Origin of the sequence: Caballeronia sp. RCC_10, from assembly GCF_041360715.1 — a bacterium.
Taxonomy (GTDB): domain Bacteria; phylum Pseudomonadota; class Gammaproteobacteria; order Burkholderiales; family Burkholderiaceae; genus Caballeronia; species Caballeronia grimmiae.
In genome coordinates this window covers 66809-89353 of the sequence record NZ_JBFUPT010000001.1, presented here as the reverse complement: position 1 = coordinate 89353, position 22545 = coordinate 66809, and the positions used below count along the sequence as shown (strand labels likewise).

Below are 22545 nucleotides of genomic sequence, written 5' to 3'. Positions count from 1 at the left end.
TGGCTGCGCGGTTCTTGTTATCCGTGAACTTGTATTCGTGTCGGTCTATTTGGCTGCCCCTCCCCGGGGCGGGGGTCACTTTCTTTGCCGCTGCAAAGAAAGTAACCAAAGAAAGCAGCTTTTTTTCGAACCGCACGATGCACTGACCTGCGTGGCCGCTTCGTAGAACATCGGTGGCACTCAGCTTGTAAAGAGCCTTGAATTACCTTCCGCGCCCGCTGAGCACCAACGTCCTCCGAGCCCCTTGGCTCGTTAACACCAACGTACGCAACGCGCCACACATTAAAAGACGCCTCTAACGCAATTCGAAACCCAAAAAGTACAAACCTAAAATCACAAGCCAGAAGCCAGAAGCCAGAAGCCAGAAGCCAGAAGCCAGAAGCTACAGCAATGCCAACGGTCACAAGAAAGCGGCAGGGACCCGCGAACAAGAAGCAAGGTTAGCTTTGCGTCAGCGCGTGCCTGATGGCGGACGAGTCTAGATTGAAGATGAATGCCCGCGTAGCGTATGCGTTCCGCGTGATGCCAGCATCCTGCTGGTTTTGACGAGCCAAGGGGCTCGGAGGACGTGGCGCTCAGCGGGCGTGGAAGGTAATTCAAGGCTGCTAATTAATCTGAGTGCCACCGACGTTCTACGGAGTGGGCACACAAGTTAGTGCATTGGGCGGTTCAGAAAAGAGCTGCTTCTCTGATTACTTTCTCTGCATGGGACCAGAGTAAGGCGCTAAAGCGCCAACTCTGGCCGACAGGAAAGAAAGTGACCTCCGCCCCGGAGAGGGGCCCTCTAATAGACCGACACGAAAAACCGAAGGTCCAAGAAACCTCACCGCGTAGCGACAACCGCAGCCTGCCGAACCGGCGCCCCCAACGCCCGCAGCGTCTCCTTAACCGTAGAAATCCTCACAGCAAGATCCGGACTGCGAGACTCGATCCGCAACTTGTCCTGCCCAGCAAGCTTGATGTGCTTATGCTTCTGCACCATCTCGATGATCCGCATCGCATCGATCGGCGGATTCGGCACGAACTGCATCGAAATGGAAAGCTCCGCCGCATCGATCTTCGATATGCCAAGCGGCTTCGCCGCAAGCCGCAACCGATGCGTCTCCACCAGCGCATGCGCCTGCGCCGGCAGCTTGCCAAAGCGGTCCACGAGCTCTTCGAGAATGCCATCGATCGCATCGCTCGATTCGCAATTCGCCAGCCGCTTGTACAACGACAAGCGCTCCTGCACATCGCCACAGTAATCAGCAGGAAGAATCGCCGGCGCGTGAAGATTGATCTCCGTCGTCGCGGCGAGCGGCGCATTGAGATCGGGCTCGCGGCCATCCTTCAGCGCGCGCACCGCATCGTTGAGCATGTCCGTATAAAGCTGGAAGCCAATCTCGTGAATCTCGCCCGATTGCTTGTCGCCCAGCACTTCGCCCGTGCCGCGAATCTCGAGGTCGTGCATCGCCAGATAAAAGCCCGAGCCCAGTTCCTCCATCTGCTGAATCGCCTCCAGACGACGCTGCGCCTGCTTCGTCAGCGATTGCGGATCATGCACCAGCAAATACGCATACGCCTGGTGATGCGATCGCCCAACGCGCCCGCGCAACTGATGCAACTGCGCAAGACCGAACTTGTCCGCGCGATGCATGAGAATCGTGTTCGCACTCGGCACGTCGATGCCCGTCTCGATGATCGTCGTGCACAACAGCACGTTCGCGCGCTGCCCGACGAAATCGCGCATCACGCGCTCGAGTTCGCGCTCGTGCATCTGTCCATGCGCCACCGCAATGCGCGCCTCGGGCACCAGCGCTTCCAGCATCGCGCGCCGGTTCTCGATCGTCTCCACTTCGTTGTGCAGGAAGTACACCTGTCCGCCGCGCTTCAGTTCTCGAAGCATCGCCTCACGGATCACGCCATCGTCCTCGCGCCGCACGAAAGTCTTGATCGCAAGGCGCTTTTGCGGCGCAGTCGCGATCACAGAGAAATCGCGCAGGCCCTCGAGCGCCATGCCGAGCGTGCGGGGAATCGGTGTGGCGGTGAGCGTCAGCACATCGACCTCGGCCCGCAACGCCTTGAGCGCCTCCTTCTGACGCACGCCGAAGCGATGCTCCTCGTCGATGATCACGAGCCCCAGCCGCTTGAACTTCACATCGCTCGACAAAAGCTTGTGCGTGCCGATCACGATATCGACGGTTCCTTCGTTGATCTGCTGCACCGCCGTCGACACTTCCTTGCCGCTCCGGAAACGCGATAGCTCCGCGATGCGCACCGGCCAGTCGGAGAAACGGTCCGTGAACGTCTGCGTGTGCTGTTCGGCAAGCAGCGTCGTGGGCGAGAGTATCGCTACCTGCTTGCCGCCCATCACCGCGATGAACGCCGCGCGCAACGCGACCTCCGTCTTGCCGAAGCCGACATCGCCGCAGACGAGGCGATCCATCGGCTTGCCGCTCGTCATGTCGGCGATCACGGATGCGATCGCCGCCGCCTGATCGGGCGTCTCCTCGAAGCCGAAGCTCTCCGCGAACTTCGTGTAGTCGCGCGGTTCGAGCTTGAACGCAAAGCCCTGGCGCGACGCCCGGCGCGCATACAGGTTGAGCAGTTCGGCGGCCGTGTCGCGAATCTGCTGCGCCGCCTTGCGCTTGGCCTTGTCCCACTGACCCGAACCTAGCTGATGCAGCGGCGCGCTATCCGGATCGGCGCCGCTGTAGCGCGAAATCACATGCAGTTGCGCGACCGGCACATACAGCTTCGATTCGTTCTGGTACTCGAGATGCAGAAACTCGGTCTCGCCTTCGCCGAGATCCATCGACACGAGTCCCATGTACCGGCCGATGCCATGCTGGGCATGCACGACCGGATCGCCGACCTTGAGTTCGGCGAGGTCCCGCACCATCGATTCGACGTTGCTCGCCTGTTCCTGGCGGCGCCGCCCCGCGTGGCGCGCAAGCGGGCCGTATAGTTCGGTCTCCGTAACAATGGCGAGCTTTTCCGCCGGCAGCGCAAAGCCGTTGGCGAGCGGCGCAATGCCGAGCGTGAACTTCGCATCGGACGCGAGCCACTCCTGAAACGTATCGTGCGACTCGCCGCGCAAGCCGTTATCCGCGAGCAGTTGCTGGATCGTCTCGCGCCGGCCCGCCGATTCCGCGACCAGCATCACGCGATTCTCGGTCTGATCCAGATAATGGCGCAGCGCGAGCAGCGGCTCGTCGGCATGACGATCGATCGCGAGACCCGGCAAAGGCACGGCCCAGCCGCCTTCGGGCGTCGCCGGGAACTTCAGTTGCGCGAATGGCTTCGCAAACGTGAAGAAGTCGTCGTCGGTCAGGAAAAGACGACGCGGTTCGAGGAGCGGCCGTTCGCGGTCGTGCGAAAGGAAGTTGTAGCGCTGCTTTGTGTCGTGCGTGAAGCGCTTGATCGCCGCATCGAGATCGCCGATGAATGCCAGCTGCGAGCCTTCCGGGAGATAGTGGAAGAGCGTCGCGGTCTCGTCGAAAAAGAGCGGCAGATAATATTCGATGCCCGCCGACGGCACGCCATTGCCGATGTCCTTGTAAATCTGCGAGCGGCTCGGATCGCCCTCGAAGACTTCGCGCCAGCGGCTGCGAAACGCGGTGCGCGCCGCTTCGTCGAACGGAAATTCGCGGCCCGGCAACAGGCGCACGTCCTTCACCGGATACAGGCTGCGCTGCGTGTCGGGATCGAAGGCGCGAATGGAATCGACCTGATCGTCGAACAAGTCGATGCGATACGGCAGCGGCGAGCCCATCGGATAAAGGTCGATCAGCGAGCCGCGCACGCAATATTCGCCGGGACGCACGACCTGGCTCACGTGCTCGTAGCCCGCGAGCGTCAGTTGCGCCTTCAGCTTCGCTTCGTCAAGGCGCTCGCCCTGCGTGAACGAGAACGTATAGGCCGCGAGGAACGAGGCCGGCGGCATGCGGTACAGCGCCGTCGTTGCGGGAACGATGAGGATGTCGCAGCGTCCTTCGCCAAGATCGTGCAGCGTGGCGAGGCGCTCGGAGACCAGATCCTGGTGCGGCGAGAACGTGTCGTAGGGCAGCGTTTCCCAGTCGGGCAACAGGCGCACGCGGGCATCCGGCGCGAAGTAGGGCAGTTCGGCGGCGAGGCGCTGGGCATCGACCGCGCTCGCGCAGAGCACCGTCAAAAGCGGCACCGCTTCGAGATGAGCGGCGCGATAACGAGCGATGGCGAGCGCATCTGAGGAGCCGGAAGCGCCGTCGAACACGAAACGCTGGCCTGCCTTGACGAGCGCGATGGGAGACTGGGACTGCGCGTTGACGGCTTTCGAGGACATAAGGTGTGCATTGAACCGTCCGCGCGCAGCGTCAAAAGCCGCGCGCCGGACGTGGTCGCGAAAGACCTATTATAAAATCCGGGCTTCACTTTGACTTGGCCACATGATTCTCTCGTGACTTCGCCCGCCGCCCCGTCTACCACTGCGCGTCTGTTCGCGCTGATTCCCTGCGCCGGAACCGGCAGCCGATCCGGCGCGCCGATGCCCAAGCAATACCAGACGGTCGCGGGCCGGCCGATGCTCGGCTACACGCTCGCCGCATTCGACGCGTGTCCCGAATTCTCGCAGACACTCGTCGTGCTCGCACCGGACGATCATCATTTCGACGCGCGCCGCTTCGCCGGGCTGCGTTTCGTCGTGCAGCGCCGCGGCGGGGCGTCGCGGCAGGCGTCGGTGTACAACGGACTCGTCGCGCTGCGCGAATTCGGCGCGCGCGACGACGACTGGGTGCTCGTGCACGACGCCGCGCGTCCCGGCATTACGCCGGAACTGATTCGCAAGCTCGTCACGGAACTGCGCGACGATCCTGTCGGCGGCATTCTCGCGCTGCCGGTCGCGGATACGCTCAAGCGCGTCGCACCGAACATGCCCGATGCGCCGTCGGGCGGCCCGCGCATCGCCCGCACCGAATCGCGCGATGGCCTGTGGCAGGCGCAGACGCCGCAGATGTTCCGCGTCGGCATGCTGCGGGAAGCGATCGAGCGTGCGCGTCACGATGGCCACGATCTCACCGATGAAGCTAGCGCGATCGAATGGCTCGGTCACTCGCCGAAGCTGGTGCAGGGCAGCCTGCGCAACTTCAAGGTCACTTATCCGGAAGACTTCGGTCTCGCCAGCGCGATCCTTTCCGCGCCGGTGTAATGGCCGCAACGACCGGTCACTCACTCATTACAGCAAGGTTGCATCGATGGATTTCAGAATCGGACAGGGATACGACGTGCATCAGCTCGTCGAAGGACGCGAGCTCATCATCGGCGGCGTGAAGGTTCCGTACGAACTCGGCCTGCTCGGCCACTCCGACGCCGACGTGCTCTTGCATGCGATCACCGATGCGCTTTTCGGCGCAGCCGCGCTCGGCGATATCGGCCGGCATTTTCCGGACACGGCAACCGAGTTCGCCGGCGCGGACAGCCGCGTGCTGCTGCGCGAAGCGGCCAGGCGCGTGTCGGAAGCGGGCTTCGCGATCGCCAACGTGGACAGCACGGTGATCGCGCAGGCGCCGAAGCTGGCGCCGCATATCGAGGCGATGCGCGCGAATATCGCCGCGGATCTCGACCTGTCCATCGATCGCGTGAACGTGAAGGCGAAAACCAACGAAAAGCTCGGCTATCTGGGCCGCAAGGAAGGCATCGAGGCGCAAGCCGCCGTGCTGCTGCGCCGTACGTCGATCGACCATTGAGTGGCGCACGCCGCGCTCCTGAAGCGCGGCGCTGGACGGCTTACTTTCCCTCGGCCGCGATCGTCAGCGCGACCGCGCCAATTACCGCGGCGATGCGGCCTACGTCGCGCAGTTGCGTCAACGTCATGCCTTCGGTGACGAGATTCTCGTAGTGCGACTTCACGCAGAAGTGGCACTTGCCGATGATCGACGCCGCGAGCGCGTACATCTCGAAGCGCCGCTTGTCGACGCCGCCATGCGACGCATACGCGTTCATCCGCAATCCGGCGGGCTGGGTCTTGAGTTCGGCGTTGTCGGCCATCTCGAGATACGGATACCAGACGTTGTTCATGCCCATCAGCGCGGCGGCGGTCAGCGCGGCATTCGTCTCTTCCGGCGACAGCACGCCCGCGTTGCGGATGATCTCCACGAGTTTCGTCGCTTTGGCGGCATACGCGGCGGCGAGCGCAACGCCGACCGCGTCGTTGCCTTGCAGCGACGAACGCGCGATCGTGCCGTCGATGTTCAGGCGAATGTCCTTCGCGTAATCGGGGACCAGTTCCTTGATCGAGGAAAGGAATTCCACTGACTTCTCCTATTCGGTGGCAAGCGATGGCGACAAAAAACCCGCCGGCTTCCGAGCGTGGGCTCGAAAGAGGGCGGGCTTCATGCAAGAGGCTCGAAGTGTCGCCCGCTCAGAGCGTCGCGCCGCCGACCGCGCGGTTGCACGGGCAGAGTTCGTCGGTCTGCAGGCCGTCGAGAATGCGCAGCACTTCTTCGGGATTGCGCCCCACGTTCAGATTGTTCACGGACACGTGTTGAATGACGTTGTCCGGATCGACGATGAACGTCGCGCGCAGTGCCACGCCGGCTTCCTTGTCGCGCACGCCGAGCTGATCGATGAGTTCGCCCTTCACGTCACCGAACGAATAGTGGTTCAGCTTGTTGAGGTCCTTGTGCTCGCGACGCCATGCCAGCTTCACGAATTCGTTGTCGACGCTGCCGCCCAGAAGAACCGCGTCACGGTCTTCGAAATCGTTCGCGAGCTTGCCGAATTCGACGATTTCGGTCGGGCAGACGAAAGTGAAGTCCTTCGGATAGAAGTAGATGATCTTCCACTTGCCCGGAAAGGACTGCTCGGTAATTTCCTCGAACGCGGACTGTCCGTTCTCTTCGTGGTGGTTGAAACCCGGCTTTGCAGCGGTGACGGTGAATGCTTCGACTTTATCGCCAACGGTCTTCATGCAAACGCTCCTGTGTTCGTTGAATGGACAACTCAAGCCAAACTACCGGAAAGCCGTAACGCGCGCATGACACCGTCCTGGGCGTTCACCGTGCGTCGAACCGAAACATCATAACCCCGCGAATTCGCGGCTTCAAAAGTTTATGCCTAATGAAGCGGATAGGTTTTTCAAATGGGCGCCGCTCAGTCGCGCGGACCGTCGAACCGCGCGCCCTTCATTTGCGGGAAGTCGATCGTCACTTCGAAGCCGGGTAGCGGCGTGCGATTGCGCAGTCTCAGCGTGCCGCGCTGACGCGTGACGAGCCGCTGGACGATCGCCATGCCGAGGCCCGTGCCGTTCGCCTGCGTGCGCGCCGTGTCGACGCGATAAAACGGCCGCGTGATCAGCCCGATCTGGTCGTCGGGGATGCCGCGTCCTTCGTCCATCACCGATAGTTCGACCCGGCCATGTGCGACGCGCGTTTGCAGCGTGATTCGCGCGATATCGTCGCGCTCGCTGCGGCCATATTTGCGCGCGTTTTCCAGCAGATTGCCGACGACACGCCGCGCATCGGTCGGATCGCCCTCGATGATCGCGCCGGGCGCGAGGTCCGTGCGCATCACGACGCCATCGTCGGCCTGAAAGCGCACGGCGAGTTCGCTCGCGATCATCGACAGATCGACGGCCTCGGGCATGCGCTGCATCGGCCGGGCATAGTCGAGGAAGCGCCCGATGATCATGTCCATCTGCTCGATGTCGTCGATCATCGCGAGCTTCGTCGCTTCGTCGGACGGGCTCATTTCGGTTTCGAGCCGCAGACGCGCGAGCGGCGTGCGCAGGTCGTGCGAGATGCCCGCGAGCATCAGCGCGCGATCGGCCTCGAGCTGCTCGAGGTTCTGCACCATCTGATTGAAACTGCGATTCGTCTCGGCGGCGACGCCCATGCCGCGATCGGGCAGCGGTTCCGGCGACTGTCCCGAACCGACTTTGCGCGCCGCAAGCGCGAGACGTGCGAACGGACGGTTCACGAGACTCGTGATGAATGCCGCGCCGAACAGGGACAGCGCGAGCGCGAACACGCCCCAGCCGGCCCATTGAAGGCCCGTGACGGTGTCGAGCTGATCGCGGTCGAGCGCGACCCAGTAGTCGTCGTCGTCGATCTTGAAGCTGATCCACACGCCAGGAATATCGTTCACCGACTGCGCGATGATCGTGTCGTTGCCGAGCCGCCCGCGCACGTCGCGCTCAATCAGCCGGTTGAGCGATTCGTCGGGCTGGAGCCGGTATTTGTCGGTCGTCTCGCGCGGATACACCCGCACGCCCTCGTTGCTTTCGAGGTCCTGAAGCAGCGCGCGGCGCAGGTCGGGATCGGAATAGAGAAGGGCCGTGCGCGTGAGTTTGACGACGGCGACGAGCTGAAGCGCCACGCGCTGCGCGCGCGGCTCCCGCTCGATCACGCGAAAGCTCTGGAACCATGCAGTGAGGCTGACCGCGATGAGCAGCGCGATCAGCGCGAAGGTTCGCCAGAACAGGCCGCCGAACGCAAGCGCCAGTAGCCGCCTGTCGATGCGCATGGGTCTATCGGGTTCCGCCCGGTGAAGAAGATGAAGCGTATCGAACTCGCTTGAAGAGCGTATGCAGGCTCAAGCCGCGCCGTCGGGAATGAAGACGTAACCGAGACCCCACACCGTCTGGATGAAGCGCGGGCTGCTCGGATCCGGCTCGATCAGCTTGCGCAGACGCGAAATCTGCACATCGAGGCTGCGGTCGAACACTTCGTATTCCCGGCCGCGTGCAAGCTCCATCAGCTTTTCACGCGAAAGCGGCTGGCGCGGATGACGCGCGAACACTTTCAGCACCGAAAATTCGCCGGTGGTCAGCGGAATTTCCTGCCCGTTCTTCGTGAGCGTGCGCGTGGCGAGATTCAGCGCGAATTCACCGAACTCGAACACTTCCGTGGTTTCCGACGGCGCGCCCGGCAGTTCCGACGGCGTCTGGCGACGCAGCACCGCATGAATGCGCGCAACGAGTTCGCGCGGATTGAACGGCTTCGGCAGATAGTCATCGGCGCCCATTTCGAGGCCGACGATGCGATCCACGTCTTCACCCTTCGCGGTGAGCATGATGATCGGCGTGCGATCGTTGCTGCCGCGCAGACGACGGCAGATGGAAAGGCCGTCTTCGCCGGGCAGCATCAGGTCGAGCACCAGCAAGTCGAAGCGCTCGCGCACCCACAGCTTGTTCATCGACGGCGCGTTTTCGGCGACGTACACGTTGAAGCCCTGTTCGCCGAGATAGCGCCGCAGAAGATCACGCAGGCGAGGATCGTCATCGACTACGAGGATTTTTGAAGGGTTCTTGGTTTCCATGGAGGCATCTTAGCGCGTTTGTTCAAACGCCGAGTTTGTAACAAAAGCGAGTGTAACAGTTAGTTACAAAATTTACGGAGCCTGTGGCACGCCTCTTATCATCCGTGCGTACACTGCTTTACCTTGGCCCGCCATTCGGTAGATACTCCATTACACCTATGCGTCGCGCGACATGTGCCGCTTGTGCGAAAGCGTGAAAAGAATGAGGCTGTCCGGTTGTCGAGCAACGAAGGGAAAAACATGAAGGGAGCGCGGCAGCGCGGACCTGTGCGCAGCAGGCGCATTTCCAGTAAGACGCTACTCGCAAGTGCGCTGTATGCCGCGCTGAGCGCGCCGCATGCCTTTGCGCAACCTTCGACTTCCACCGGTTCCGCGGGCGCGTTCAACCGCGCCGTTCTTACACAGGATAGCCGCTCGGACGGCAAAATCGTCCGTGCGCAGCAGCGTAGCGGCAAAGGTTCGAGCAAGCGCGATCGCGACAGCAAGTCGGCCGTGCTGCAGCCCGTGCAGCAGGTCGACGATACCCCGCCCGCGCGTCCGCCGCGGCACACCGTCATGACCGCCGATGAGCGCCGGCTCTTGCGCCAGCACATCGAAGAGGCCGTGCGCGATCTTTATAAACGCTGAACCTGACCCTGGGCGAACGCGATGAACCGACGTGAATTCCTGTCGATCGCGGGCGCGCTGGCGGCAGGGCCGATGCCGGCGGCAGCCGCGCTGACGACCGCGCGTCCGGACGGTCCAGTCAAGGCGCTGATTTTCGTCGATTTCAACGGCGGCAACGACGGCCTCAACACGGTCATTCCCATCGCGGACGAGCGTTATCGCGCGCTCCGGCCGACACTGCACATTCCGCGCGACAAGGCGTTGGGTATCGACGAGCGCACCGGGCTTCATCCGTCGCTGCGTCCGTTGATGCCCGCGTGGAATGCCGGCGAATGGGCGATCGTGCAGGGCGTCGGCTATGCGCAGCCGAGCCGCTCGCATTACCGCTCGCAGCAGATATGGAACACGGCGTCGGACGCGGGCGATTATCGTCGGGACGGCTGGCTCTCGCGGTCGGTTGCATCGCAAATGCACACGTTCGGCACCGCGGAGGCCGGGCCGTTTCCGGCTGGCGTCAACATGCCGCAGATGAATTTGCCTTTCGATATGCGTTCGTTCGCCGCATCCTGCGAGGCGGCTGTGCGTGTGGTTCGCGGCAGCCGTGCGCAGCGCGGCGTCACTGTGATTCGCCTCGCGCTGAACGGCTTCGATACGCACGAGCATCAGGCGGCGCGACATGCGTCGCTGCTCGCGCAGTTCGCCGATGGCATCGCCTCGCTGCGTCAGGCATTGACCGCGAGCGATGACTGGCGCCGCACGCTCGTGATGACTCGTTCGGAGTTCGGACGATCGGCGCGCGAGAACGAAGCCCGTGGCACCGAGCACGGCGCAGCCGCGCCGCACTTCGTGCTCGGCGGGGCGGTTCGCGGCGGACTGTTCGGCGACGCGCCGAACCTCGATCAGCTCGACGCGGACGGCGGCGTGCAGGCGTCCGTCGACTTTCGACGGTTCTGCGCGACCGCGCTCGACGCGTGCTGGAGCATCACGTCGGCGCCGGTAATCGGCCAGTCTTTCGAACCGCTGCCTTTTGTGCGCGCGTAGCGGCTATCGCGTACGCCAGGTAATCCACAGTTTGCGGATCGGCGTGAGGGAGATGCGCTGATGCAGCACCTGAAAGCCTTCCCGTTCGATCTCATCGAAGCGCGCCAGCGCAAGCGCGGCCTGCGCGCGCAACACGCGCTGCGACGAGCGCTCGGCGGGCGGTATCGCGGCGAGCGCCTCGTGCAGTGAACGGCGGGCGCGTTCGGTCTGGAAGCGCATCAAGTCGGAAAACGCGTCGCTGTACTTGCGATTGATGATGTCCGCCGCCGTCACGTTGAAACGCTGCAACTCGTCGATGGGCACGTAGATGCGCCCGTTGCGCGCGTCGTCCCCGATATCCTGCACGCGCTCGGCGAGCAACAGTGCAGCGCCGAGCGGCGCGGCCCATGAAGCGGCCTGCTCGGGATCGCGCGCCGTGGCGCACGCGACGGCCGTGCCGAACGCGCCGCCGGTCTGATCCAGATAACGCCGCAGCCCGGGCCAGTCGAGGTAGCGCGCCTGATCGAGGTCCATGCCGAAGCCATCGACGAGCATCGGCAGCGATGCGCGCACCGCCCGATCGAGCGCGCTGCCGGGCGGGCAGTGCGCCCGCAGCGCTTTGGTGACCGGATGCGTCGGCTCGCCGGCGTCGAGCTTGCCGAGTTCGGTTTGCCACCAGGCGTGCTTGGTGCGGCCGATGGTCGGGTCGCTGGTTTCCTTCACCGTCTCTTCCAGTTCCCGATACAGCGCGTACAGCGCGGTCACGAGCGGCTGGCGCGCGACGGGCGCGCGGCGCAGCGCGTAGTACGCACTGGAGCCTTCGGGGGCGGCTTTTTTCTGGCAGTAGTCGTCGAAGTTCACGAAGGGGACTTGTGGGGTGTGCGATGGATGCGAAGCGGCGGCCATTTTATCCGCCCGGGCGATGCAGCGCAGCCTGAGCGATCCAGACCACATTGGCCGCGTGATCGCGCCGAGCCGATGTGCGCCGGCCCACCGACGGCGATCATCGCCCGCGCAACACTGCGCAAAACACGCGAGAAGCGCCAACCATCGGAGACGGCGATGCCCCTGAGCAAGACGGAGAACAAGCAGTTCGGCGACAAGTGCGTGCCGTTCCTGGTGAGAAGCGTGGCGAAGGACTTCGGCTTCGACTTTCGCGTGTGTCCGCGGCAGATGAGCGTATCGCCGACGCTCGGGCTGCACATCACGGCTGCGCGCCGTGCTGGCGCCAAGCTGTCCTATCCGCTGAACATGTTCGTACACTGGGAGCAGTCGAGCGTGCGTCGGTTTCTTTCGCATGTCGACAGGCCGATTGCCGCCGCGCAGGCGAGCGAGCGAGTCGCGGAGGAAATCAGGAAGCGGATCGGGCAGACGGGCGTCGACTTCGCGGGGCGATCGCAGGCGAAAGGCGAAGTGATGATGGTCGAGGTGGGCGATATCGTGCTGTAGCGCGCGACGCCGGGCCTGGAAATGAAAAACCCCTTCGGCGATCAAAGGGGTTCGTATGGTGCGAGGAGGGGGACTCGAACCCCCACACCATTGCTGGCGTCAGGACCTAAACCTGGTGCGTCTACCAATTTCGCCATCCTCGCAGCACGGGGCCTGTGCAACCGCCGTGTCCTTCACCGGTCCACTGTGCCAAGCCGCGCATTCTAACGCATTCGTCAGGCGATGTCTGCCAAAATGCATCGCACGCAGGCATCGGCTGCGCGGCGCACGGTCTGTACGGGAAGGACGAATGGCAGTCGATATCCGCCATGTGCGCCTGACGATTGCGGCCCGGCAGCCCTCTGCCTAGAATCACGTCATTCTTCGCCTTTCGCATCCTTCCCGCTCATGACCCGCAACGCGCGCAATCGCTTCGTCGCATGGCTCGGCATCGCCGCCATGTGGCTTGCCATTGTCGCGCCGGTCATCAGCCAGAGCATCGCCGCTCGCAATGCCGCGCTCGATACCGAAGCCGCCGCGTTCTGCACCGTCGATACGCTCCCCAGCGTCTTTTCGACCGCCGACGAGCACGCTCACCACCACGCAGACGCAGACGCCGACGACGACGCAGACGCAGACGCCAACGAACCCGCAGCCCACGCGTCTCACGCGGGCGCCGGCTCACACGCGGGCCACTTCGATGCCTGCTCGTATTGCGGGCTGCTCGCGCATCATCTGCCGGTCGTTCCCGCAGCGTCGCACGCCGTCGCATCGATGGAGCGCATCGCGCGCGTCACGCCAGTCGTGCCGATCCGCGTCGTCACGACGAAGTCTTTCAACGCCGCTTCACCGCGCGCGCCTCCTGTCCTTCCCTGAAGCCGTCTCCCGTCCGATCGCGTAGTCGTTCGTCCGGCGCGTGAGCGCGCGGGCGACGCGGTCGCTCGCCAGCTCATTCAGGAATCCACGATGTTCACGCTCCTCAAGCGAGCGCGCCGGCATTCGCGCCGTCGCGCCGTCACGCCATGGCGCGCGGCCTTGCCGTTGTCGCTCCTGGCGCATGCAGCCTGGTCCGCCACGCCCGCCGCCGCCACGGCTGCGCCCACCGCCGCCGATGCGCCCGAAGCCGAAACCGAAACCACGCTTGCGCCCGTCGTCGTGACGGCACAATCATCGTCGGCAGTACGCTCTCCGCTCGATCCGAACCTGCCCACCAGCGTCAACACGGTGACCGCCGACCAGTTCCAGTACTGGAACGTCACGACGCCCGAAGACGTGCTGAAGTACGCGCCGAACATGGCCGTGCGCAAGCGCTTCATCGGCGATCCGAACGCGACCATCTCCGTGCGCGGCACGAGCAACGCACAAACGGCGCGCGGCCTCGTCTACGCGGACGGCTTGTTGCTCAGCAACTTCCTCGGCAATACGTGGTCCTTCGCGCCGCGCTGGTCGATGGTTTTCGCCGACGACATCGCCCGCACCGACGTCATCTACGGGCCGTACTCGGCGCTTTATCCCGGCAACTCGATCGGCGCGACCGTCGCCATCACCACCCGCATGCCGACGCAGTTCGAAGCCGACGCAAAAGTGCAGGCGTTCACGCAACACTTCGATCTGTTCGGCATCAACCGCAGCTTCAACGGCACGAACACGACGGGCAAAGTGGGCGACCGCATCGGCAGATTCTCGTTCCTGATCGGCTTCGATCACCTGGAGAACACCGGCCAGCCGCTCCAGTTCGCGACTTTCGCGCAATCGCGCACGCCCGCCACCGCCGCCGATACGCCCGTCACCGGCGCGCGCTTTTACAACGACCAGTTCAACGCGCGCACGGCGGTCGTCGGCACGGCGGCCGAAGGCATCGAGCGAACGTTTCAGGACCAGTTGCGCGTGAAGCTCGCCTACGACCTGACGAACACGCTGCAGGCCGGCTTCACGCTCGGCTACTGGCATCAGAAGTACAACAGCGACACGACGACCTTCCTGCGCGATGCCGCCGGCAATCCGGTCTATAGCGGCCGCGTGAACATCGACGGCTTCGAATACAACCTTCCCGCCGCCACGTTCGCGCCGAGCATGGGGTCGAGCGAAAACTTCCTCTACGGCTTGTCGCTGCGCACGCACAACGATACGGGCTGGAACGCGGAAGCCGTCGCTTCGTACTTCGACATCACGCAGAGCATCGCTCGCACGGCGAATTCCGGCGTGCCCGGCGACGGCCCCGGCACGCTCACGGATGGTTCCGGCTCGGGATGGAAGTCGCTCGACCTGCGCACGAGCTGGACACCGTCGGCAAGCTCGGGACTGGCCGCGCACGCCGTATCGTTCGGCTATCACTACGACAACTATTTTCTGGACAACGTGACGTCGAACACGGCGGCGTGGCGCGATGGCGGGGGCGCGTCGTTCGCCAATGGGTTCGCCGGCCGCACGCGCACGCAAGCCCTGTACGCACAGGACGCGTGGCGGTTCCTGCCCCGCTGGGCGTTCACCTATGGCGTGCGTTACGAGAACTGGAATGCCTACGACGGCTCGCGCGCGCTGGGCGCCACGTCGCTCGCTTATGGCGATGTCAGCCAGAGCCACTGGTCGCCGAAAGCATCGCTGTCTTTCGACGCGACCAACGATCTCACGTTGCGGGCATCCATCGGGCGCGCGTATCGGTTTCCGACCGTCGGCGAGTTGTTCCAGGGGCAAATCAACGGCGTGTCGATCATCAACAGCAATCCGAACCTTCAGCCGGAGAACGATCTTTCGAAGGAACTCACCGCCGAATGGACGCATGGCAACGGCCTCTACCGCTTCACGCTCTTTCAGGACGACGTAAAGAACACGATCCTGAGCCAGACGAACACAACCGTCATTCCGAACGTCACGAACTTCCAGAACATCGGCAAGGTGCGGTCGCGCGGAGCGGAAGCGAGCTACGAAGGGCAGGGCGTGTTGCTGCGCGGCCTCGATCTCGCCGCGAACGTTGCGTACACGCAGTCGAAGATCATCGAGAACAGCACTAACCCGGCGTCGGTCGGCAAGTACTTCTATCGCATTCCGTTGTGGCGCGCGAACGCGGTGGCGACGTATCGCGCGACCGCGAAGATGGCGGGCACGCTCGCGCTGCGCTACTCGGGCCGCCAGTACAACACGCTCACCAACACCGACGTCAATCCCAACACCTATGGCGGCACGAGCACGTATGCCGTCGTCGATGCGAAGCTGACCTACAAGCCGACGAAGACGACGCAACTGGGCGTGGGCGTCGACAACCTGTTCGATCGACGCTACTACGTCTTTCATCCCTATCCGGGCCGCACGTTCTACGTGGAAGGGCGCATCGGAATCTGAAGCCGGTTTGTTCTCATCTCAAACATTCGACAGGACACGTCATGCACGCACCTCAATCCACACTCGCCGAATCGGATGGCGACGTCATCGCCGAGCGCCGCACGCTCTGGCGCTGGCACTTCTATGCGGGACTCTTCGTGATGCCGCTGCTGATCGTGCTGGCGATCACTGGCACGCTGTATTGCTTCCAGCCGCAAATCGAGCCGATGTTGTATCGCGACCGGATGATCGTCGCCGATACCCACGCGCCGCGTCTTTCGCAGGACGCGCTGCTCGCGAAGGCGATCGCTGCCGCGCCGCGCGATGCAGTGGCGACGCTCGCGCAGATCGAGACCGATCCCACGCGCAGCGCCGAGTTCGTGTTCCGGCTGCCGTCGGGCGAAAGCGAGAGCGTCTACGTCAATCCGTACGACGGCGCGGTGCTCGGAACGCTGAGCGTCGAGCACCGGTTGATGAAGCAGATTCGCAACCTGCATCGCGGGCTGATGCTCGGCAAGACCGGCGAACTGCTCATGGAACTGGCCGGCTGCTGGACGCTCGTAATGATCGGCACGGGCGTCGCGCTATGGTGGCCGTGGGGCAGGGCGAGCCGCCGTTTGGCTGGCGTATGGCTGGCGCGCTTGTCGCTCGAAGGGCGCGCGTGGTGGCGCGACCTGCATGCGGTGGGCGGCGTGTGGCTCGCCATCGGGGCGCTGTTCTTCGTGTTGAGCGGCTTGCCGTGGTCCAATTCGTGGGGCAAGCAGTTCAAGGCGCTGGCGACCTCCGCATCGCTCGGCTATCCGAAAGGCGCGTGGGGCGAGGCGCACGTGCATTCGACCGCGCCCGGCAAGGCATCGCCCGAAGGCGGCGAACACGCGATGCACGGCATGGGGATGAAGATGGACGATCTGCCGCTGCACCAGACGCCTTGGGCCGTGGGCGCGACTGCGGTGCCCGATAGCGCGGGCCACGCGGCTGCGCCGCGTGTGCCGCTCGGCGACGTGGTCACGCTGGCGGCGAAGCACGGTATCGCCGATGACTACGGCATCGCGTTGCCGTCCTCTCCGACCGGCGTGTACACGGTGTCGTACTTTCCTGCCGATCCGCAAGCGGAGCGCACGTTGCACATCGATCAGTACACCGGCCGCGTGCTGTCCGATATTTCCTATCAAAGCTACGGAGCGATCGCGCAAGTCATCTCGTACGGCACCTCGCTGCACATGGGACGCTACTTCGGGATGGCCAATCAGATCATCTGTTCCGCGATTTCGCTAGGACTGGCGGCGCTTTCGGTGACGGGCTTCGTGATGTGGCTCAAGCGCCGTCCGTCGCGTACGCTCGGCGCGCCGTCGCGTCCGGCCAGGCGCCCGCCGATGCGCGCATGGCGCGGCGGGCTGGCGCTCGTCGGCGTCGTGTTTCCGCTGATGGGCGCGACGATGCTTGCCGTATGGTGTCTGGATCGACTGGCGTTCGGACGTCGATCCGGGGCGCAGGCGCGGGCCTGACGCGCCGCGCACCCGCGATGTTCAGACCGCGCCGAATCGCAAGCGTGTGAGCTGCTCTGCTTCGTTCGCCAGCAAGCGGGCGGCGTCGCGGATCGCGACATCGAGCGTGATCGGACCCGGCGCGGGCGAGAAGCATCCGCTGAAAAACTCCGACAGACGCGGCAGCGCCGCCGAATCGACGGCGCCCGACAGCAGCGATGCCGTCACGCCCGCCGCCCGCGCATGCTTGCAGGCGATGAACGGCGCCTTCCCGTGCAGCGTCTGCACGTCCGAGCGGCCTTCGCCGGTGATGAGCCAGTTCGCGCCGTCGAGGGCATCGTCCAGGCCGATCTCGCGCGCCACGACTTCCGCGCCGGTTTCGAAGCGCGCGCCGAGCATGTGCAGCGCAAAACCGAGCCCGCCGGCCGCGCCCGCGCCCGGTTCGTTGCGCTTGACGACGCCCATCGCCGGTTCGAGCCGATCCGCGAAATGGGCGAGGGCGGCGTCGATCGACGCAATCTGCTCGGGCGTCACGCCTTTCTGCGGCCCGAACACGGCGGTCGCGCCATGCTCGCCGGTGAGCGGGTTATCGACATCGGACATGCCGACGAACTCCGCTTCTTTCACGCGCGGATCCAGCCCCGTTGCATCGACACGCGCGATTTTCGCGAGCGACGACGGCGTCGGCGGCAATTCCTGACCGTCCGCATCGAAGAGCTTCAGCCCGAGGCCCACGAGCAGGCCCGCGCCGCCATCGTTCGTGCTGCTGCCGCCGAGCGCGACGAAGAAGCGGCGCGCGCCCGAGTCGAGCAGGGCGCGGATCGCCTCGCCCATGCCGAGCGTGCTGCGCTCCGTGACCGGAACGGCCATGCCGTCGGGGTCCGTGATGCCGACCACTTCCGCCGTTTCGATGATCGCGCTGCCATCGGCAAGCAGACCTGTCGCCGCATCGCGCCGCGCGGACGCCGCGCCGCGCACGTTCAGGAGACGCCGCTCGCCGCCGGCGGCGAGCATCGCGTCGAGCGTGCCTTCGCCGCCGTCGGCCATCGGACGAATGCGGATTTCCGCGTCCGGCCGCGCCCGCCTGATGCCTTCCGCGATGGCGTTCGCGACGCCTTCGGCTGAGAGCGATCCCTTGAACGAATCCGGAGCGATGACGACGACGGGAGCGGGCGCGGCTGGCGTGACGTTGAGCATGGTGTCTCGATGTTCTGATAGTAAAAGGTCGCTGAAGAGTCGGTTGAAATGCTGCGGGCACGCCCCATTTATGCTGTTCGGGCATGCCTGTGATTCGCCGCGGCAATGCATGCCGCTTTCGCGAGCGGATTGCGCGGCCAAGCTTATCAGCGCGCTGCGCGCAGCAAAATAGCCGCGGCCTCATAGCGGGCATTGTGCGTCGGCCCGGCTTGCCGCGAAAACGCGGATTTACGCGAAAAGTCGGCGTTAAAACGGCCGAAAGCGCCTGAAACTCAGCATGGCCGTTCCCGCAGGCAAAGGCGGTTTGATTTGTTTGCTAGAATGGCTGGCTCTGTTGGCTGACTCGCTCGGCGACGGTCCGGGCGTTTTCTGAATGGCGCGTTTCTCGCGCTCCGCGAACGTCGGCCGTTGAAGAGAAGAGCGCCGGCGGCCCTCCACGGACCCGCGCCTTTAGAACCGCGGAAGAACCGAACACCGAACATCGATTTACTCTAGGACGATTGAAGCCATGGCTAACGTAGTTGAAAACCTCGGCAAGCTCGAACGCCGCCTGACCATTTCCCTGCCGAAAGACTCGATTCAGAAGGAAGTGGAGTCGCGCATCCGCCAGCTGGCCAAGAACGTGCGCATGCCGGGTTTCCGCCCGGGCAAGGTGCCGCTCAAGATGGTCACGCAGCAGTACGCCGGCCAGGTCGAGGCCGAAGTGCTGAGCGACAAGGTCGGCAAGGAGTTCTTCGATGTCACGCGCGCCGAGAACCTGCGCGTCGCGGGCCAGCCGAGCTTTGCGCCCAAGGGCGAAGCGGCTGAGGATGCCTACGCATTCGACGCGACCTTCGAGGTCTATCCGGAAGTCAAGCTGGGCGACGTGGCGACCGCTGAAATCGAGCGCACCGTGACCACCATCTCCGAAGCGGAAGTCGACCGCACGCTCGAAATCCTGCGCAAGCAGCGCGTTCATTTCCACGCACGCGGCGAAGGCGGCGAGCACGGCGACGGCGGCACGGACACGGCAGCCAAGGACGGCGACCGCATCACGCTGGACTTCGTCGGCAAGCTGGATGGCGTCGAATTCGAAGGCGGTAGCGCACAGGACTTCGCGTTCGTGCTCGGCGAAGGCCGCATGCTGCCGGAGTTCGAACAAGCTGCGACGGGCCTGAAGGTCGGCGAATCGCGCGAATTCGACCTCAAGTTCCCGGACGACTATCACGGCAAGGACGTCGCCGGCAAGACGGCGCAGTTCACGATCACCGTGAAGAAGATCGAATGGCCGCATCTGCCGGAAGTCGACGCGGACTTCGCGAAGTCGCTCGGCATCGAAGACGGCGATCTCACCAAGATGCGCGCCGAGATCAAGGACAACCTGGAGCGTGAAGCCAAGCGTCGCACGCAGCAGATCGTGAAGAATCAGGTCATGGACGCGCTGCTCAAGATTTCCGAGCTGGACGTGCCGAAGGCGCTGGTCGAGCAGGATCAGCAACGTCTGGTCGAAATGGCGCGTCAGGACCTGCAACAACGCGGCGTGCCGAACGCAGCGGATGCGCCGATTCCGGCCGAAATGTTCGCCGAGCAGGCAGAGCGCCGCGTGAAGCTGGGCCTGGTTCTCGCCGAACTGGTAAAAGCCAACGATTTGCAGGCAAAGCCGGAGCAGATCCGCGCTGAAGTCGACGAGTTCGCGAAAAGCTACGAAGACCCGAAGGAAGTCGTCCGCTGGTATTATTCGAACCAGCAGCGCCTCGCCGAAATGGAAGCGTACGTCGTGGAAAGCAACGTCGTCGAATTCGTGCTCGGCAAGGCCAAGGTGACCGACAAGGAAGTCAGCTTCGAAGAGCTGGCCAGCGCAACGGCGCAGGCCTGACGCGAATGGCCAAGGGGCGTGCGGTGTCGTCGATGGCGGCCCGCACGCCTTTTTTGCATTAAAGTTCGAGCGTGCCCATGCCGTTTGAATGGCTGTCCCTTCGTCGTTCAGTATCCCTATTCCGAACAAGGAAATTGCATGACCTTTCGCGCTGAATTGCTCGACACGTTGGCGTCCCATGCTCCGCGGGACTTCGAAGCCCAGGCGCTCGGCCTCGTTCCGATGGTCGTGGAGACGAGCGGCCGTGGCGAGCGTGCCTATGACATCTACTCGCGCCTGCTTAAAGAGCGCGTGGTTTTCCTGGTTGGCGAAGTCAACGACCAGTCGGCGAATCTCGTCGTCGCGCAGCTGCTGTTTCTCGAGAGCGAGAATCCCGACAAGGACATCAGCCTGTACATCAACAGCCCGGGCGGCTCGGTCTCGGCCGGCATGGCCATCTACGACACGATGCAGTTCGTGAAGCCGGACGTTTCGACGCTGTGCATGGGCCTTGCTGCGAGCATGGGCGCGTTCCTGCTGGCGTCGGGTGCGAAGGGCAAGCGCGTGGCGCTGCCCAATGCCCGCGTGATGATTCACCAGCCGCTCGGCGGCGCACGCGGCCAGGCGTCCGATATCGAAATTCAGGCGCGGGAAATCCTGTACCTGAAGGAACGTCTCAATCAGCTGCTGTCGCATCACACGGGTCAGCCGGTCGAGCGCATTGCGCGCGACACGGATCGCGACAACTTCATGTCCGGCGACGACGCGCAAGCCTACGGCATCGTCGACCAGGTGCTGCACAAGCGTCCCTGAAGGCGTCCGGAGCGGCGCTGCATCGGGCCTGCCAACCAAGGCCGGTCGAACTCGGACGACGGATGCGGCGCAACGCCAAAACGCCCTTTGGCCGGGCCGCGCGGGGTAATCTGCGTGCCCGGATCGATGGGCGTATCATGTAACAAGAGTGTCCGGAGGCTTACACATCTATGGCGGACAAGAAAGGTTCCAGCAGCGAAAAGCTGCTGTATTGCTCGTTTTGCGGAAAGAGTCAGCATGAGGTGAAAAAGCTCATCGCTGGCCCGTCGGTATTCATTTGCGATGAATGTATCGACCTGTGCAACGAGATCATTCGCGACGAGGCGGCCGGCGCGGCAGAAGAGGCCGGGCTGACCAGGTCCGACCTGCCGAGCCCGCAGGAAATCAGCGATATCCTCAATCAGTACGTGATCGGCCAGGAACGCGCGAAGAAGATTCTCGCGGTGGCCGTGTACAACCATTACAAGCGGCTCAAGCATCTCGACAAGAAGGACGACATCGAGCTGTCGAAGAGCAACATCCTGCTGATCGGGCCGACCGGCTCCGGCAAGACGCTGCTCGCGCAGACGCTCGCGCGCATGCTGAACGTGCCGTTCGTCATCGCAGACGCCACCACGCTCACCGAAGCGGGGTATGTCGGCGAGGACGTCGAGAACATCATTCAGAAGCTGCTGCAGAACTGCAACTACGAAGTCGACAAGGCGCAGCGCGGCATCGTCTATATCGATGAAATCGACAAGATCAGCCGCAAGTCGGACAACCCGTCCATCACGCGCGACGTGTCGGGCGAGGGCGTGCAGCAGGCGCTTCTGAAGCTGGTCGAAGGCACGATGGCGTCGGTACCGCCGCAAGGCGGGCGCAAGCATCCGAACCAGGACTTCATCCAGGTCGATACGACGAACATCCTGTTTATCTGCGGCGGCGCATTCGACGGCCTGGAGAAGGTCATCACGGATCGCACCGAGAAAACCGGGATCGGTTTCGGCGCGAGCGTGAAGAGCAAGCAGGATCGCGACGCCGGCGAAGTGCTGCGCGAAGTCGAGCCGGAAGACCTGATCAAGTTCGGCCTGATTCCGGAACTGATCGGCCGTCTGCCCGTCGTGGCGACGCTCGGCAAGCTGGATGAAGCCGCGCTCGTCAAGATCCTGATCGAGCCGAAGAACGCGCTGGTGAAGCAGTATCACAAGCTCTTCGCAATGGAGCGCGTGGAACTGGAGATTCGCCCGGCTGCGCTGCAGGCCATCGCGCAAAAGGCGATTCGCCGCAAGACCGGCGCGCGCGGACTGCGTTCGATTCTGGAACAGGCGTTGCTCGACGTGATGTACGAGTTGCCGACGATGAAGGGCGTGTCGAAGGTCATCGTCGATGACAACACCATCGACGGCGACGGCAAGCCGCTGCTGATTTATGAAGACGCGCCCAAAGTAGCAGGGTCGAATTAACTCGGGCTGTGTGTCGGCGAAAGGCCGTTCATGGCAACGTGAACGGCCTTTGTTTATTTTTTCGGTTTATCTTGTGGACGTTTGCTGACGATCTTGGACTACCGACTTTTCACTTCCGATAAAGGCTTGC

18 protein-coding genes and 1 tRNA gene are annotated in these 22545 nt (G+C 63.7%); 11 read left to right on the top strand and 8 right to left on the bottom strand.

Annotated elements, in window-relative coordinates:
* Nucleotides 1-823: 823 nt before the first annotated feature.
* Nucleotides 824-4303, bottom strand: coding sequence for a transcription-repair coupling factor (gene mfd, locus AB6804_RS00400; protein ID WP_370884795.1), 3480 nt, complete (start codon nt 4301-4303; stop codon nt 824-826).
* Nucleotides 4304-4504: 201 nt separating this feature from the next.
* On the opposite strand from mfd, the gene ispD reads away from it, so the two are divergent.
* Nucleotides 4505-5164, top strand: a complete 660-nt coding sequence (gene ispD, locus AB6804_RS00395; RefSeq protein WP_229753808.1) for a 2-C-methyl-D-erythritol 4-phosphate cytidylyltransferase — start codon at nt 4505-4507, stop codon at nt 5162-5164.
* Between the two features lie 46 nt (nt 5165-5210).
* Nucleotides 5211-5702 carry a 2-C-methyl-D-erythritol 2,4-cyclodiphosphate synthase gene (gene ispF, locus AB6804_RS00390; protein WP_370884794.1) on the top strand — a complete coding sequence of 164 codons (492 nt, stop codon included), beginning with the start codon at nt 5211-5213 and terminating at the stop codon, nt 5700-5702.
* A 40-nt stretch (nt 5703-5742) separates the two neighbouring features.
* Here the strand turns inward: ispF and AB6804_RS00385 are convergent, their stop codons facing one another.
* The 4 genes from AB6804_RS00385 to ompR form a co-directional block, all read right to left on the bottom strand.
* Nucleotides 5743-6267, bottom strand: coding sequence for a carboxymuconolactone decarboxylase family protein (locus AB6804_RS00385; protein ID WP_370884793.1), 525 nt, complete (start codon nt 6265-6267; stop codon nt 5743-5745).
* 109 nt (nt 6268-6376) lie between these two features.
* Nucleotides 6377-6925 (bottom strand): peroxiredoxin, encoded by a 549-nt coding sequence (locus AB6804_RS00380; RefSeq protein ID WP_370884792.1) that lies wholly within the window; start codon nt 6923-6925, stop codon nt 6377-6379.
* Nucleotides 6926-7107: 182 nt separating this feature from the next.
* Entirely contained in the window at nt 7108-8478 is a 1371-nt protein-coding gene (locus tag AB6804_RS00375) for an ATP-binding protein (protein WP_035967422.1), read from the bottom strand.
* 69 nt (nt 8479-8547) lie between these two features.
* Entirely contained in the window at nt 8548-9273 is a 726-nt protein-coding gene (gene ompR, locus AB6804_RS00370) for a two-component system response regulator OmpR (RefSeq protein ID WP_008349770.1), read from the bottom strand.
* 216 nt (nt 9274-9489) lie between these two features.
* Here ompR and AB6804_RS00365 point away from each other — a divergent pair, with 216 nt between their 5' ends.
* Together AB6804_RS00365 and AB6804_RS00360 are read left to right on the top strand one after the other, a co-directional pair.
* On the top strand, nt 9490-9900 hold the full coding sequence (locus AB6804_RS00365; protein WP_370884791.1) for a hypothetical protein: 411 nt from the start codon (nt 9490-9492) through the stop codon (nt 9898-9900).
* A 21-nt stretch (nt 9901-9921) separates the two neighbouring features.
* Nucleotides 9922-10920, top strand: a complete 999-nt coding sequence (locus tag AB6804_RS00360) for a DUF1501 domain-containing protein (RefSeq protein ID WP_370884790.1) — start codon at nt 9922-9924, stop codon at nt 10918-10920.
* 3 nt (nt 10921-10923) lie between these two features.
* On the opposite strand, the gene AB6804_RS00355 is transcribed toward AB6804_RS00360, so the two are convergent.
* Nucleotides 10924-11760, bottom strand: coding sequence for a squalene/phytoene synthase family protein (locus tag AB6804_RS00355; protein ID WP_370884789.1), 837 nt, complete (start codon nt 11758-11760; stop codon nt 10924-10926).
* A gap of 201 nt (nt 11761-11961) precedes the next feature.
* Here AB6804_RS00355 and AB6804_RS00350 point away from each other — a divergent pair, with 201 nt between their 5' ends.
* Nucleotides 11962-12348 carry a hypothetical protein gene (locus AB6804_RS00350; RefSeq protein ID WP_370884788.1) on the top strand — a complete coding sequence of 129 codons (387 nt, stop codon included), beginning with the start codon at nt 11962-11964 and terminating at the stop codon, nt 12346-12348.
* Nucleotides 12349-12404: 56 nt separating this feature from the next.
* On the opposite strand, the gene AB6804_RS00345 is transcribed toward AB6804_RS00350, so the two are convergent.
* A tRNA-Leu gene (locus AB6804_RS00345) sits at nt 12405-12491 on the bottom strand.
* 244 nt (nt 12492-12735) lie between these two features.
* On the opposite strand from AB6804_RS00345, the gene AB6804_RS00340 reads away from it, so the two are divergent.
* The 3 genes from AB6804_RS00340 to AB6804_RS00330 all read left to right on the top strand — a co-directional run bounded on the left by AB6804_RS00340 (nt 12736) and on the right by AB6804_RS00330 (nt 17150).
* Nucleotides 12736-13203, top strand: coding sequence for a DUF2946 family protein (locus tag AB6804_RS00340; RefSeq protein WP_370884787.1), 468 nt, complete (start codon nt 12736-12738; stop codon nt 13201-13203).
* A 90-nt stretch (nt 13204-13293) separates the two neighbouring features.
* Nucleotides 13294-15666, top strand: coding sequence for a TonB-dependent receptor (locus AB6804_RS00335; RefSeq protein WP_370884786.1), 2373 nt, complete (start codon nt 13294-13296; stop codon nt 15664-15666).
* A gap of 41 nt (nt 15667-15707) precedes the next feature.
* A complete protein-coding gene (locus tag AB6804_RS00330; RefSeq protein WP_370884785.1) occupies nt 15708-17150 on the top strand; it encodes a PepSY-associated TM helix domain-containing protein in 1443 nt (480 codons plus the stop codon).
* Between the two features lie 21 nt (nt 17151-17171).
* Here the strand turns inward: AB6804_RS00330 and AB6804_RS00325 are convergent, their stop codons facing one another.
* Nucleotides 17172-18326, bottom strand: coding sequence for a glycerate kinase (locus AB6804_RS00325; protein WP_370884784.1), 1155 nt, complete (start codon nt 18324-18326; stop codon nt 17172-17174).
* A gap of 508 nt (nt 18327-18834) precedes the next feature.
* Here AB6804_RS00325 and tig point away from each other — a divergent pair.
* The 3 genes from tig (at nt 18835) to clpX (ending at nt 22415) form a co-directional block, all read left to right on the top strand.
* Nucleotides 18835-20181: a trigger factor gene (gene tig, locus AB6804_RS00320; RefSeq protein ID WP_244792314.1), complete on the top strand. Its 1347-nt coding sequence runs from the start codon at nt 18835-18837 to the stop codon at nt 20179-20181.
* A 138-nt stretch (nt 20182-20319) separates the two neighbouring features.
* A complete protein-coding gene (gene clpP, locus AB6804_RS00315) occupies nt 20320-20973 on the top strand; it encodes an ATP-dependent Clp endopeptidase proteolytic subunit ClpP (protein ID WP_014191278.1) in 654 nt (217 codons plus the stop codon).
* A gap of 170 nt (nt 20974-21143) precedes the next feature.
* Entirely contained in the window at nt 21144-22415 is a 1272-nt protein-coding gene (clpX, locus tag AB6804_RS00310; protein WP_035967405.1) for an ATP-dependent Clp protease ATP-binding subunit ClpX, read from the top strand.
* Nucleotides 22416-22545: the final 130 nt, after the last annotated feature.

Bases quoted from the DNA above. Each gene is read 5' to 3' on its own strand.
- clpP (WP_014191278.1), top strand. From the start codon at position 20,320: ATGACCTTTCGCGCTGAATTGCTCGACACGTTGGCGTCCCATGCTCCG.
- AB6804_RS00335 (WP_370884786.1), top strand. From the start codon at position 13,294: ATGTTCACGCTCCTCAAGCGAGCGCGCCGGCATTCGCGCCGTCGCGCC.
- tig (WP_244792314.1), top strand. From the start codon at position 18,835: ATGGCTAACGTAGTTGAAAACCTCGGCAAGCTCGAACGCCGCCTGACC.
- AB6804_RS00325 (WP_370884784.1), bottom strand. From the start codon at position 18,326: ATGCTCAACGTCACGCCAGCCGCGCCCGCTCCCGTCGTCGTCATCGCT.
- AB6804_RS00360 (WP_370884790.1), top strand. From the start codon at position 9,922: ATGAACCGACGTGAATTCCTGTCGATCGCGGGCGCGCTGGCGGCAGGG.
- AB6804_RS00375 (WP_035967422.1), bottom strand. From the start codon at position 8,478: ATGCGCATCGACAGGCGGCTACTGGCGCTTGCGTTCGGCGGCCTGTTC.
- AB6804_RS00350 (WP_370884788.1), top strand. From the start codon at position 11,962: ATGCCCCTGAGCAAGACGGAGAACAAGCAGTTCGGCGACAAGTGCGTG.
- AB6804_RS00380 (WP_370884792.1), bottom strand. From the start codon at position 6,925: ATGAAGACCGTTGGCGATAAAGTCGAAGCATTCACCGTCACCGCTGCA.
- mfd (WP_370884795.1), bottom strand. From the start codon at position 4,303: ATGTCCTCGAAAGCCGTCAACGCGCAGTCCCAGTCTCCCATCGCGCTC.
- ispD (WP_229753808.1), top strand. From the start codon at position 4,505: ATGCCCAAGCAATACCAGACGGTCGCGGGCCGGCCGATGCTCGGCTAC.
- AB6804_RS00330 (WP_370884785.1), top strand. From the start codon at position 15,708: ATGCACGCACCTCAATCCACACTCGCCGAATCGGATGGCGACGTCATC.
- AB6804_RS00340 (WP_370884787.1), top strand. From the start codon at position 12,736: ATGACCCGCAACGCGCGCAATCGCTTCGTCGCATGGCTCGGCATCGCC.
- ispF (WP_370884794.1), top strand. From the start codon at position 5,211: ATGGATTTCAGAATCGGACAGGGATACGACGTGCATCAGCTCGTCGAA.
- clpX (WP_035967405.1), top strand. From the start codon at position 21,144: ATGGCGGACAAGAAAGGTTCCAGCAGCGAAAAGCTGCTGTATTGCTCG.
- ompR (WP_008349770.1), bottom strand. From the start codon at position 9,273: ATGGAAACCAAGAACCCTTCAAAAATCCTCGTAGTCGATGACGATCCT.